Source organism: Mycobacterium sp. 23 (assembly GCF_048287075.1).
Lineage (GTDB): Bacteria > Actinomycetota > Actinomycetes > Mycobacteriales > Mycobacteriaceae > Mycobacterium > Mycobacterium gordonae_B.
This window is the reverse complement of record NZ_JBLVUX010000005.1, coordinates 652,160-664,703: the sequence shown is the minus strand read 5'-3', so window position 1 is coordinate 664,703 and position 12,544 is coordinate 652,160. Positions and strand designations below refer to the sequence as shown.

General features: G+C 65.7%; 11 protein-coding genes and 1 pseudogene. 9 read left to right on the top strand and 3 right to left on the bottom strand.

Annotated elements, in window-relative coordinates:
- The first annotated feature begins 257 nt into the window (after nt 1-257).
- The 8 genes from ACNQS7_RS04380 to istB all read left to right on the top strand — a co-directional run bounded on the left by ACNQS7_RS04380 (nt 258) and on the right by istB (nt 9,473).
- Nucleotides 258-2,228 carry a glycoside hydrolase family 64 protein gene (locus ACNQS7_RS04380; protein ID WP_418011585.1) on the top strand — a complete coding sequence of 657 codons (1,971 nt, stop codon included), beginning with the start codon at nt 258-260 and terminating at the stop codon, nt 2,226-2,228.
- 43 nt (nt 2,229-2,271) lie between these two features.
- Nucleotides 2,272-3,924, top strand: coding sequence for a PE domain-containing protein (locus ACNQS7_RS04375; RefSeq protein WP_418011584.1), 1,653 nt, complete (start codon nt 2,272-2,274; stop codon nt 3,922-3,924).
- Nucleotides 3,925-4,375: 451 nt separating this feature from the next.
- The gene (locus ACNQS7_RS04370) at nt 4,376-5,056 is read left to right on the top strand and encodes a DUF2993 domain-containing protein (protein WP_418011583.1); all 681 of its coding nucleotides are present in this window, start codon (nt 4,376-4,378) and stop codon (nt 5,054-5,056) included.
- Between the two features lie 37 nt (nt 5,057-5,093).
- Nucleotides 5,094-5,885 carry an SDR family oxidoreductase gene (locus ACNQS7_RS04365; protein ID WP_418011582.1) on the top strand — a complete coding sequence of 264 codons (792 nt, stop codon included), beginning with the start codon at nt 5,094-5,096 and terminating at the stop codon, nt 5,883-5,885.
- Between the two features lie 501 nt (nt 5,886-6,386).
- A complete protein-coding gene (locus tag ACNQS7_RS04360; protein WP_418011581.1) occupies nt 6,387-6,893 on the top strand; it encodes a hypothetical protein in 507 nt (168 codons plus the stop codon).
- Nucleotides 6,894-6,974: 81 nt separating this feature from the next.
- The gene (locus tag ACNQS7_RS04355; protein WP_418011580.1) at nt 6,975-7,292 is read left to right on the top strand and encodes a hypothetical protein; all 318 of its coding nucleotides are present in this window, start codon (nt 6,975-6,977) and stop codon (nt 7,290-7,292) included.
- Nucleotides 7,293-7,446: 154 nt separating this feature from the next.
- Nucleotides 7,447-8,688, top strand: coding sequence for an IS21 family transposase (gene istA / locus ACNQS7_RS04350; protein ID WP_418011579.1), 1,242 nt, complete (start codon nt 7,447-7,449; stop codon nt 8,686-8,688).
- A gap of 2 nt (nt 8,689-8,690) precedes the next feature.
- Nucleotides 8,691-9,473 carry an IS21-like element helper ATPase IstB gene (gene istB, locus ACNQS7_RS04345; RefSeq protein ID WP_411716700.1) on the top strand — a complete coding sequence of 261 codons (783 nt, stop codon included), beginning with the start codon at nt 8,691-8,693 and terminating at the stop codon, nt 9,471-9,473.
- Between the two features lie 74 nt (nt 9,474-9,547).
- Here the strand turns inward: istB and ACNQS7_RS04340 are convergent.
- Nucleotides 9,548-9,834: pseudogene (locus ACNQS7_RS04340) on the bottom strand (DUF1942 domain-containing protein); the annotation flags it as partial.
- A gap of 521 nt (nt 9,835-10,355) precedes the next feature.
- Between ACNQS7_RS04340 and ACNQS7_RS04335 the strand changes: the two are divergent.
- Nucleotides 10,356-10,667 carry a WhiB family transcriptional regulator gene (locus ACNQS7_RS04335; RefSeq protein WP_418015877.1) on the top strand — a complete coding sequence of 104 codons (312 nt, stop codon included), beginning with the start codon at nt 10,356-10,358 and terminating at the stop codon, nt 10,665-10,667.
- A 191-nt stretch (nt 10,668-10,858) separates the two neighbouring features.
- Here the strand turns inward: ACNQS7_RS04335 and ACNQS7_RS04330 are convergent, their stop codons facing one another.
- Both ACNQS7_RS04330 and ACNQS7_RS04325 read right to left on the bottom strand, forming a co-directional pair.
- Complete coding sequence (locus tag ACNQS7_RS04330; protein WP_310786397.1) at nt 10,859-11,110, bottom strand: hypothetical protein; 252 nt, start codon at nt 11,108-11,110, stop codon at nt 10,859-10,861.
- A gap of 65 nt (nt 11,111-11,175) precedes the next feature.
- Nucleotides 11,176-12,327, bottom strand: a complete 1,152-nt coding sequence (locus tag ACNQS7_RS04325; protein WP_418011578.1) for a GGDEF domain-containing protein — start codon at nt 12,325-12,327, stop codon at nt 11,176-11,178.
- Between the last annotated feature and the right edge of the window lie 217 nt (nt 12,328-12,544).

The window sequence follows — 12,544 nt, the reverse complement described above, 5'->3', positions numbered from 1 at the left end:
CCGATATTTCATTTCGCCAGCGGCCGCGGTCGAGGGGGATTTCTACCCATTCCGACGGGCGAGCACGGGGGTGCGCCCAGTCCGGGTCGAGCCTTCTCATGACACTCCCGTGACCAATCCGTGATGGTTCCGTGACCATACTGAAAAGTATGTTACGGTGCCTGGGCGGCAGCCGTTGTGGCCGGGATCACAGAGTCGTGAGGACGGCCGGCAGCCTGCGGTATCGGTGATCGGTCGTGCGATCAGGGAGCTATCTGATGGCGTTTGTACACGTGGGACCGCAGCAGGTGGGGGTTGCGGCAGCGGATTTGGTCAGGTTGGAGACGGTGATCAGCGCGGCCAATGCGACGGCGCGGGCGTCGACGACGCAGCTGCTGGCGGCAGCCGAGGACGAGGTATCGGCGGCGATCGCGTCGTTGTGGGGCGCGCACGGGCTGGCCTATCAGGCAATCAGTGCCCAGGCCGCGAAGTTCCACCAACAGTTTGTTCAGGCAATAAGCGCGGCGGCTGGCGCTTACACAGCCGCGGAGGCGACGAACGCCTCCCTGGTGAAAACCGCTTTGGACGTGATCAACGCACCCACTAACGCGTTGTTGGGCCGGCCGTTGATCGGTGACGGCGCCAACGGGGCAGCGGGGACCGGCCAGGACGGCGGGCCGGGCGGCCTGCTGTGGGGTAACGGCGGTGCCGGCGGATCCGGTGCACCCGGAAAAACCGGCGGCGCCGGTGGGCCGGCGGGGTTGTTCGGTAACGGCGGAACTGGCGGGGCCGGCGGCGCCGGCGTGACCGGCCTGACCGGGGCCGCCGGGCAGCGCGGCGGTATCGGCGGCCCTGGCGGGGCGGGCGGGGTTGGCGGCCATGGCGGGCTGCTGTGGGGCAACGGAGGTGCTGGCGGAAACGGTGGAGTTGGCGGCACGGGTGGATCGGGGGGTCCGGCCAATGCCGCGGGTGTGGTCGGTGGCGGTGGTCCGGGCGGCACCGGTGGCCTCGGGGGCGCGGGTGGTGCAGCCGGACTGTTCGGCAATGCCGGCCCCGCCGGTCTCGACGGCAACCTGGGCGCCACCGGCGCGACCGGCACCGGCGGGGGTGGCGGCGGAGGCATCGTCGTGCCCGGCGGTTTCGCCGAATACTTCGTCAACAACACCGGTTTGAGCGCCGACCAGATCTACGTGACCGAAATCGGCCAGACGTCGCCCGGCCACTGGTCGTGGATCGACCAGAACGGCGTCGCGCACGCAATCGACCACAACGCCGCCAATGCCCCCGGTCACCTCACGAAGAACGGCGTGAATTACGCCAACATGTCATTCACGCTCGCTCAGGCGAACAACCTCGCCTTAATGCCGTCCGAGTTTCAGGGCGGCCGCATCTTTCTGTCGATGAAGCAGCCGCTCTACATCGGCATCAGCCCCGACAACTCGGGCTGGGCGGGCCCCAACCCGACAAATCCTGCCGATCCCAACTACTCCACGGTCTACGACTGGTACGAGATGACCTTCAAGAACGGATCAGTTCCGTTCGGCGGCAACACAACTCAGGTAGACCAGTTCGGATTCCCGTTCTCCTTCAACGTGACCCAGAACTCCACCGGTTTTTCGGCCACCGCCGGCATGACTCTGTCGCGGGATCAGGTCTTCCAACAATTCGCGACCTCGGTCCCAGCCGAATTCCAGGGATTGGTTCTGCACGATGCCACCGGCAATCCGCTGCGCATCGTCGCCCCGCGGACCATGCAGCCTGGAGCGCTGTCCACCTGGCTCGATCCATCGATCAACGACTTCTGGACGACCTACCAGACCAACCAATTCAACTACCAGGGCGCCGGTTACACCGTGCATGGCAGCGTCGATGCCAGCAATCATTTCGTGTACAGCGTGACCACCAGTGCGGGCAACACCACGACGTACTCGATGGCGAAGCCCACCACGGCGCAAACCTTCGCGGCCAATGGCCCGTTTGTCGGCAGTGGCCAACAGGGAGCTTTCCTTGCCGAACTTGATGCGGCGTTCAACCGCGGTGTGGCGACCTCGCCGAGCCAATGGGCCAACGTTGCCGCCTACTACCCGACGGGTGGGCGCTGGAACAACTTCGCGCAGTTCTTCCACGCCAACAGCATCAACCACCTCGCCTACGGCTTTCCCTACGACGACGTGAACAGCCAGAGTTCGGTAGTCATCCTCGGCAATTCGCGGCCACCGACTCAATTGTCGTTCGACCTCAGAAATTGACGTGTTCCGAAACCCGTAGCGCACGAAATAAGGGAGCTGTCTGATGGCGCATGTAGTGGTGGGACCGCAGCGGGTGGGGATAGCGGCAGGGGATCTGGTCAGGTTGGGGTCGGTGATCGGCGCGGCCAATGCGACGGCGCGGGCGTCGACGACGCAGTTGCTGGCGGCCGCCGAGGATGAAGTGTCGGCGGCGGTTGCGGCGTTGTTCGGCGAGCATGGGCAGGCCTACCAGGCGATCAGTACGCAGGCCGCGCGGTTCCACCAGCAGTTTGTGCAGGCGATCAGCGCGGGGGCGGGCGCATATGCGGCCGCGGAAGCAACGAACGCCTCGCTGGCGCAAACCGCTCTGGACGTGATCAATGCCCCCAGCAACGCGTTGCTGGGTCGTCCGCTGATCGGCAATGGCACCAACGGCGCCGCGGGGACCGGCGAAGCCGGCGGCCCGGGCGGGCTGTTGTGGGGTAACGGCGGTGACGGCGGATCCGGGGCGCCGGGGCAGCCCGGTGGCGCCGGTGGAGCGGCCGGACTATTCGGTACCGGGGGAGTCGGGGGCGCCGGGGGAGGCGGGGTGACCGGCAAGACGGGGGCGCCGGGTCAGATCGGCGGTGTCGGCGGCACGGGTGGCTCCGGCGGGGTGGGCGGGCACGGCGGGCTGTTGTGGGGCAATGGGGGCGCCGGAGGTGTCGGCGGTGCCGGGGGCACCGGTGGAACCGGCGGCCCGACGAATCCCGCCGGCATCGTGGGTGCCGGCGGGCCCGGCGGCGCGGGTGGCCTCGGCGGCGCGGGCGGGCCGGCCGGATTGTTCGGCACTGCCGGTCAGACGGGCGCCAACGGCGCTACCGGCGCGACCGGAAGCGGAGGCAGTGGAGGAGGTGGCGGCGGCGGCTTCACCACCATTTGGCGCGACGACTTCACCGGCGCCGCAGGCTCCCCGGTCAACGGCGCGAACTGGCTCTACGACCTGGGCCACGGCTATCCCGGCGGAGCCAACAACTGGGGCACCGGCGAAATCGAGTCGATGACCAACAGCACCAACAACGTCTACCTCGACGGCAACGGCCACCTGGCCATCAAGCCGATCCGAGACACCGCCGGGAACTGGACCTCGGGCCGAATCGAGACGCAGCGCACCGACTTCGCGGCGCCGACGGGCGGCGTGCTCCGCATCGAGGCATCGATTCAGCAGCCCAACGTCGACACCACCAACGGCAAGGGCTACTGGCCTGCCTTCTGGGCGCTCGGAGACGCGGCACGGCCAGTTGGCGCCAGCAACTGGCCGAGCATCGGCGAGCTGGACATCATGGAGAGCATCAACGGCCGCAGTTCGGTGTTCGGCACCGTACACGGCGGCACCGCTCCCGGCGGGCCGTTCAACGAGTTCAACGGAATCGGTTCCGGCGAACGCCCGGTGACGGGCGCGCAGACCAGCTTCCACACCTACGCCATCGAACTGGACCGCAGCACCAGCGTCGAACAGTTGCGCTGGTACCTGGACGGCAACAACTATTTCACCGTCAACGCCAACCAGGTCCCCGCGGCGGACTGGAACAACGCCACCCATCACGGGTTCTTCGTCATCTTGAACGTGGCCATGGGCGGTGGCTTCCCGGCGGCATTCGGCGGCGGCCCAACCGCCGCAACGCTTTCGGGGCAACCGATGCTCGTCGATTACGTCTCGGTGTCCACCAAAGGCTGACCCATCTCCAAGTACGCCGCAGACACGGTCAGCTTGATAGGGCAGCATTGGTTCGGTGACAACTCCGCAAGGGCCGTCCCGCGGGAACCCGCCGGAATGGAACCGCCCCACCGAGCCCGGCCCCGGCCGGAGGCCGCCACCTCCGCCACCCCCGCCGCCTCCGTCGGGATCACCGACCCAACGGATCCCGCAGGGCGGACGGCCCAATCCGCCTCCACCTCCCCCGAACCGGCCGCCACCGCCGGGCCGCCAACAGCCGCCCGCCGCCCGCCCCTATGCGCCGGCAAGCCCGCCCTCCCCGGCGGCGGATCAGCCCGTTTGGGGAGATCAGGCCACGACTCGGCTGCCTACGCCGCCGCCGCCGCCGCCGCCGACGAAGGACGCGCCGGCCGCAAAACCCCGCCGTCGGCGGCCAAAGGCCCTGGTGCTGGGCATCGTGCTGGGGGTTGTCGTGGCACTTGTGATCGGGGCGGAGTTGCTGATCCGTCACCTGGCGGGGAACAAAGTGGCAAGCGCGGTGGCGTGCGAGGTCGAGGACAGTGCCACCGTCTCCTTTGCCGCCATGCCGCCGATGCTGTGGCAGTACGCCAGCGACTCCTACCCGAGCATCTCGGTGCAGACTGGCGGCAATCAAGTGCGCAGCGCGAAGGGCATGAAGGTCAGCATCGACATCAAGGACCTCCGGCTGAGCGACTCCGGCAACTCCAAGGGGACCATCGGCTCGCTGAACGGCACCATCACGTGGTCCTCCGACGGCATCAAGCAATCGGTCCAGGACGCCATTCCGGTCCTGGGCAGCTTTGTGACCAGCAAGGTCACCACCAATCCCGGCGATGGAACCATCGAATTGAAGGGGATGCTCGACAGCGTCACCGTCAAGCCCCATATCGTCAACAACGGGCTGTCTTTGCAGGTGGTCAACCTGACCGCGCTGGGCTCGAAGATGTCGACGGACACGGTGCAGAGCAACCTGGACAGCCTCACGTCTAAGGCGACGCAGAATTATCCGATGGGCATCCACGCCGACACCGTCAAAGTCACCGACGCCGGGCTGGAAGCTACGTTCTCGACCACCAACGCGAGCATCCCGGCATCACCACAGGACGGCCAGGACTGCTTCAGCGGGTTGTGATCCGCCTGCCACCAATCGATGCGGTAGACATGGGCGCGTGAAGATCGATGGATCGGTGGCGGTGGTCACCGGAGCGGGCTCGGGCATCGGCCGGGCCATTGCGGCGGCACTGGCCTCGGCCGGTGCCTCGGTAGTGGCCGGCGACATCGACGCGGATTCGGCCGCCGAGACCGCCGCGATGATCGGTGGCGTCGCGTCGGCGGCAGACGCCGCGAGCACGGACGGAATCGCAACGCTGCTCGACATCGCCCGCCAAACCTACGGTCCGGTGGACATCTACGTCGCCAACGCCGGTATCAGCGGCCAACTCGGCCTCGGCGACGATGAAGCAGCCTGGGACCGGATCATCGACATCAACCTGCGTGCTCATATCCGTGCCGCCAAAGCCGTTGTGCCGCAATGGCTTGACCGTGGCAGCGGACATTTTGTGGCTGTTGCGTCGGCAGCCGGGCTCTTGACCCAGCTCGGCGCCGCCCCCTACAGCGTGACCAAGCACGCCGCCGTCGGGTTCGCCGAGTGGCTGGCCATCAGATACGGCGACCAGGGAATCGGGGTGAGCTGCGTGTGCCCGATGGGTGTGGACACTCCAATGCTGCGCGGCATGTCGGAATCCCCGGACGCGGAGATGCGGATGGCCGGCGCCGCCGTCACCAGTGCCGGTGCGGTGGCTGCCCCGGAGGCCGTTGCGGCACTCGTGGTCCAGGCGATCGTCGAGCGGAAGTTTCTGGTGCTCCCGCACCCTGAGGTGCTGACCATGTATCGGCAGAAGGGCGCCGACTATGAGCGCTGGATCGCCGGCATGCGCCGCTATCAGCGCACCCTCGAGTAATGCCGGCCCCCTGGCGGAAAGTCACGCACCCTGGTGCGACGAACCGCTAGCGGTGATGGGGCGGCTGTTCGTCGCGGAGCCGACTCTCGTCCCACGCCGCGCGTACCTGCTCTTCATCACCGAATCTCTCCAAATCCTCCGGAGTGACGTGTACGCGCGGCCGTTTGGGTGCCGCGGCTGGTGGCTGCGATGGTTCGGCGGGCATGGAGATTCTTTCTTTCCGTAACGGGAGCTACCCGTACATCGTCGCAGGTTCGCGGCGACAGCGGCCACTCACTTGACGATCTCACCGGCGGTACGGCGCGATGACGCTGTGGCGTAATCAGTTTGGCCAATATCGTGGGCGGACCCTTTACTCGATCAGGGATTATTGCCCGTAATGGCAACGTGGTGAGTTTCCAGGCGAGACACTGGGGGCGCATGACTAAGGGCGTCATGGTCAATTGGCTCGAAAACGCAGTTGTCCATCACGCGGCGGTTCTCGTTTGAAGAGGTGGATGAGTGAAGAAATTCGCCATTTTCGGCATTGCGGCAACTGCGTGGCTATGTGTGAGTGTCCCTGTGGCACAGGCGGATATCGGTGGAAACGTACCCGGGCCCGGTTTGTGCGACTATCCCGGGGTCGGCGGGTCTGGCATGGAGATGGGCGCCTATCACTACTGGTGTGACTTCCCGACCGAGGAAAACGGCAGTCGCTGGCACTGCGAGTACGGCGGCGGCGCTGTGCAGGGCGTGGGTGGCGTCAATATTTTCTTCCTCACTGCTCAGGTCATCACACCGCTGGGTGCGCTCGAGGGCTCATGCTCATTCCGCTGCCCGGACGGTTCGCTGTCCGCTGCGCCGAATCCGCCCGGTGCGTGGAAAAACGGGCTCACCCCGAAAAAGTGCGTTCCGCTGGAGGTATCGCCGATTTCGGAACCAAATACGGAGCTGCCGGGCTGGCCGGGGCATCTTCCCGCGGTAACGAATCCGGTGACCCCCAACCCCGTGACAACCGAGAACCCCTGAAACCACTCCTCTAATCAGCGTCTGAGGCGGGACGTTCGCAGCGGGTTCTCGGCGACGCGTTCCTACTGTGGGCCCTCGACGATGCGCGGCAGCAGCATGCCTGCCTGCGAATGTCCCACCAGCACAACATTCCATTCCGGCGGCAACGATCTCCCGGACGAGTTCATCAGCGATGTCGTCGACGTCGAGGCTGGAAGTATCGCGGCCTTGCTTGGTGCCGCAACCGGGTACATCGACCGCGAGGCAGCGAACCCGGCCGGTTCGGGTGGCCAGAACCAAGTTGCTGATCACATCCCTTCAGCCCTCCCGATTTGCGCCGCGCAAACGAGCGGCGGGCCAAACAGCACCGTGGTCAAAGCGATGAAATCATTGCGGGCCGCAATTGCGGTAGTCCCCTGAAATAGCGCACGTGCCGCTGATATCGAGTCATAAAGGAAAAACCTCCCTGAGGCACGAGGCGGCGTGACTCAGGGAGGTGTGCGTTGTTGGCGACGGTTGAAAGTCCGGCCACTCGCGACGGTTGAAAAGTAGGCCACCCAATCAGATTGGATGGGTGATCTCCTTGGAAGACTGGGCGTTGATCCGGCATCTTCACCGCAGCGAGGGTTTGTCGCAGCGGGCTATTGCACGCCAGCTCGGCATCGCGCGTGACACGGTGGCCGGGGCGCTGGCCAGCGATGGTCCACCGAAGTACGAGCGGGCCTCGACGCCGTCGGGGATCAGCGAGGTGGAGCCGCGGATGCGGGCGTTGTTGTCGGCCTACCCGCAGATGCCGGCGACGGTGCTCGCCGAGCGGGTCGGGTGGACGGGTTCGATCTCGTGGTTTCGAGAGCGGGTCCGAGCGATCCGCCCGGAGTATCTGCCTGCCGATCCGGTTGATCGCCTTGACCATCCACCGGGGCGAGGGATTCAGTGTGATCTGTGGTTCCCGGCACCTAGGATCGCGGTCGGGTTCGGTCAAGAGGCGATGCTGCCGGTGCTGGTGATGGTCGCGGCGTTTTCCCGGTTCATCGCCGCGGTGATGCTGCCCTCGCGTTCGACCATGGATCTGGTGGCCGGGATGTGGCAGCTATTGTCGGGCAGCTTCGCAGCGGTGCCGCACGAGTTGTGGTGGGACAACGAGGCTGGGATCGGGCGCCGCGGCCGATTGACCGATCCGGTCACCGCGTTGATGGGCACGCTGGGTGCGCGGCTGGTGCAACTCAAACCCTATGATCCCGAATCCAAGGGGATCGTGGAGCGAGCCAACCGCTATCTGGAGACCTCGTTTCTGCCGGGGCGCAGCTTCACTTCGCCGGCGGACTTCAACAGTCAACTGGGCCAATGGCTTCCGACCGCCAACGCCCGTCGGGTGCGGGTCCTCGATGGTCGTCCGGTCGACTTCCTCGACGCCGATCGAGCCCAGATGCTGACGTTGCCACCGGTGGCGCCGGTCACCGAGACGGTGACCTCGGTGCGGTTGGGGCGCGACTACTACGTGCGGGTGGCCGGCAACGACTACTCCGTAGACCCGCATGCGATCGGCCAACTCGTCGATGTGACCACCACCCTGACCCAGGTGGTGGTGACCCGAGCCGGGCGCGTACTGGCGGCTCATGACCGCTGCTGGGCAGCACGACAAACGCTGACCGATCCCACCCACGTCGCGACTGCCGCAGTGTTGCGTCGACAGTTCCAAACTGGCCCACCAGCGGTGGGCGGTGATCACCTGGTGCGTGATCTGGCCGATTACGACCGCGCGTTCGGTGTCGACTTCGCCAGCACCACAGTCAGTTCCGATGGCGAGGTGGCGTGATCATGGCCGAGGATCCGATCAAATCCGTCCTGCATTACGCCCAGGCCCTCAAGGCGCCGCGTATCCGTGAATCCGCTGCCCGACTGGCTGAGCAAGCCCGCGACGCCAACTGGACTCACGAGGAGTATCTGGCGGCGGTGCTATCCCGGGAGGTCGCCGCCCGCGAGGCCTCCGGTGCGGCGACCCGCATCCGCTCGGCAGGATTTCCGACACGCAAATCGTTGGAGGACTTCAACTTCGATCACCAACCGGCCTTGAACCGGGACATGCTCGCCCACCTAGGCACGGGTGCGTTCCTGACCAAGTCCCGCAACGTGGTGCTGCTCGGCCCACCCGGCACTGGTAAGACCCACCTCGCCATCGGATTGGCCATCAAAGCCGCCCAGGCCGGACATCGCATCGCGTTCGCCACCGCCGTGGACTGGGTCGCTCGCCTTAAGGCCGCCCACAACGCGGGGCGGCTGCCAGCCGAGTTGGTCAAGCTGCGCCGCATCGGTCTGCTCGTCGTCGACGAGGTCGGCTACATCCCCTTCGAACAAGACGCCGCCAACCTGTTCTTTCAACTGGTCTCCAGCCGCTACGAACACGCCTCGCTGATTCTGACCTCGAACCTGCCCTTCGCCCGCTGGGGAGACGTGTTCGGAGACCAAGTCGTCGCTGCGGCGATGATCGACCGCATCGTCCACCACGCCGACGTCCTGACCCTCAAAGGCTCCAGCTACCGACTCAAGGACACCGGAATCGACACCTTGCCCTCCGCCAGAGCCGACAACACGGCACAATAACCACCAACCACGTGGCCTACTTTTCACCGTCGCCCGTGGCCTAGTTTTCGACCGTCGTCAACATGCGTGGGTGTTCAGTTTGCCGGGGCGGGTGTTGCACCTGGCGCCGGACTCGAATTCGGCATGTCGCCGGGCGCAAAAGTGCCAGGAACGTTTGACGTCCAGATCAGAATGTCCCGTAATCCGTCGTTGTAGACCACACCGTTCGGAGCCGCTTCGGTGACATCGAAGTAGAGCATGCCCGTCGATTCGCTGCCTTGCGGAATTGGCGCCGGGTTCAGCCCGTGGGGACCTGCGCCTTGTCGATCAGCTTGTATGTCTGTCCGTTCGGACCACGGGCACTGAAGTCTTTCACCATCGGGCAGTTCCGGCGGCGAATACGCTCCCGGCAATTGCGGCGGCTCCGATGGCTGTCTTCAGAGTTGTCTTTGTGAACCTCACGACGGGCTCCTTCGTTCGAACAATTTCCGTCGTGCGGCGCGCCCGACCCCTCACTAAGACCGCACTTAATCGCCGTACCACGCGACCGGTCGGTCAAAACTCATCCCGATTGGCCCGACGGAATCGGCACGTCTCAGATGTCTTCAGTTCGTGTTAACGCTTCGCGCGCCGATCGCGATAGATCAGAACGTGATCAAGAGGCGGGCGGTCGGAGGTTGCGGCACCGCTTTGTGGCGTCCGCACAACGCGGCTTCGCATCATTGGCAGCCGGTCACGATGTGCGCGCCGCCAGTCGGCCGTAGTTTGCTGTCAACGCATCCGGCAGTCCCGGAAACACTGGGAAATCAAGATTGTTCATCCAGGCCAGCTTGGCCACATTGCGGCGAGTAGGAAGGGAACAAAGTGTTGTCAGAAACGCGATCGACCCCGCGGCAGTTAGGTTTGGCGGCTGCCGACACCAATCCGCGCGCAGTGAACCCCGAGGATCGCACGTGGGTCACGGACGCGTTGTGCCGCAACACAGATCCCGACGACCTCTTCGTGCGTGGGGCGGCCCAACGCAAGGCTGCGACTATCTGCCGGAACTGCCCGGTGAAGCGGGAATGCGGCGCCGACGCACTCGACAACAAGGTGGAATACGGCGTCTGGGGCGGTCTGACCGAGCGCCGGCGCAGGGCACTGCTCAAGCAGCACCCCGAGGTCATGTCGTGGGCGGACTTCTTCAACAAGAAGAACACCCGCTTCGCGGGTTAGCTGCTCAAGGCCGGTCTTCCCGACGGCGGGCGGCAATGGTCGCAGCGAGCTGGATCGCGTCCTGCAGCGGGTCCTCGACGATTCGCTGGACGAGCCCGAGCCGTTGACCCTCTGCCGCTCCCAGCGGCGATCCGACCAGCCCGCTCAGCTCGGGGCTCGTCCGCTACCGCACGCCGTGCTTGCGGCGCCGGCTAGCAGGGGTCGCCGTTGGGCGTGTAATAGGGCACACCCTCGGCGGTGTAGCACGGAGGCTGGCCGTTGGCGGCCTGGCTGGCGGCCTCGACGTCGCTGGCGGTCGCCACCCTCGCCGCCGGGTCGGTGCAGCCACCGACTGAAACGTGTCGGCCCCCGACATCACCGCACACGTCAGCGTGCGCGGCCGGCGCGGGTGCGAGGGCAAAAGAACCGACCGCCACCAGCGCCGCGAACAACATTTTCACCATCGATCGATCGTACTGACTGTCGCAACCGGGCAAACGCAAATACGCGCTTTCGGCCCGGCGGCCGGTCACCAATTCCCGCTGGTCAACTCCGGCAGCAAGGCAGACGTGGCATCGGGTCCGATCATCCCCATCAGGCGCGCGTTGATGCCGGCCTTCTTTTCGGCGTACATCAATTCGTCAGCGCGGGCCAGCAGTTCGTCGACCGAGGCGGTGTCAGCGGCCGGCGCCTGCACCAGGCCGATGCTGGCCGAGAGTTGGTAGGGCCGGTCCCCGGTCTGGTTGAAATTGCGAAACGCCTCGACCAGCCGTTCCTTCAGCCGGCCCGGGTCTCCCTCCTTTTCGGTGGTCAGGACCAGGAATTCGTCGCCACCGATACGCGCGATGATGTCCGACTCGCGCAGCGTGGCGCGCAACACCTGCGCCACATCGCAGATCAGCATGTCGCCGACGTCGTGGCCCTGCTCGTCGTTGACGCGCTTGAGGCCGTCCAGGTCGAGAAAGGCAAGCACGCAATTGCGGCGGTGACGGCGTGCGGCACGCACCGCCTGCTCGGCAAGCAGGTAGAAACCGCGTCGGTTGTTCAGGCCGGTGAGCTCATCGGTGACCGAGAGCCGGCGGATCTCCTCGTTCGCCTTTTCCAGTTCGGCGGTTCGGTCGCGTACCCGTTGCTCCAATTCGGCCGAGACCTGAACGTTCTCCATCGCGATCGAGGTCGAGTCGGCGAGTGCCTGCAGTAGGCGTACTTCCCGGTCGGAGGGGTGGTGCTGTTGGGCCCAGTAGTTGCCGATGGCCCCGATCGGGTCCAGCCGGCGGATGGGAACCATGACCAGGCTCTTGACGAAGGTCGGCCGGTAGATGCCCTGCGGAATACGCGGATCGACGTAGATATCGGGAATCACCGCGGCTTCCCGGTTGAGCATGGCCCAGCCGCTGATGCAGGCCTCGATGGGGAACCGGTTGCCCTTCCACAGCGGGGCGATGGCCTCTTCGTCGGCGTAATAACACTTGTCTTGGTCGCGCAGCACAAAGGTGGCGCCGTCACATCCGGTGAGCTCCCTGGCTGACGTGCGGACGATTCGCTGAATATCGGCCAGGCTACGAGCCAACGACAGTTCCTGAACCGCCCGCAGCAGACGCTCCATGCCGTTGATGTAATCCGAGGCCGCGGGATGGACAGACGTGTGGGAGGGCGCCGGGTCAGACAACTCGGCGTACATACGCACCTCCGTACGAGCCCGGCCGCTGTCAAAACTCGGCCGCCAAGTCAGGGCAGACGTTACACCGCTCGATCGGATTATGGCTCCTGATTTCGCCGACGGCCGGAGTTTTAGCACCCAGTCGCCCAGGCAGCACTATCGGCCAGTTCCCTTCATCTGAGCACCCTTCGACTCACCCGACAGCCGACGCCGTGCCGGTCGCAGATCGGTGCAGAAT

What these genes read in the sequence shown, in the direction of transcription:
- ACNQS7_RS04375 (WP_418011584.1), top strand. Translation starts at nt 2,272, where the DNA reads ATGGCGCATGTAGTGGTGGGACCGCAGCGGGTGGGGATAGCGGCAGGG.
- ACNQS7_RS04355 (WP_418011580.1), top strand. Translation starts at nt 6,975, where the DNA reads ATGCGCGGCAGCAGCATGCCTGCCTGCGAATGTCCCACCAGCACAACA.
- ACNQS7_RS04325 (WP_418011578.1), bottom strand. Translation starts at nt 12,327, where the DNA reads ATGTACGCCGAGTTGTCTGACCCGGCGCCCTCCCACACGTCTGTCCAT.
- ACNQS7_RS04380 (WP_418011585.1), top strand. Translation starts at nt 258, where the DNA reads ATGGCGTTTGTACACGTGGGACCGCAGCAGGTGGGGGTTGCGGCAGCG.
- ACNQS7_RS04330 (WP_310786397.1), bottom strand. Translation starts at nt 11,110, where the DNA reads ATGGTGAAAATGTTGTTCGCGGCGCTGGTGGCGGTCGGTTCTTTTGCC.
- istB (WP_411716700.1), top strand. Translation starts at nt 8,691, where the DNA reads ATGGCCGAGGATCCGATCAAATCCGTCCTGCATTACGCCCAGGCCCTC.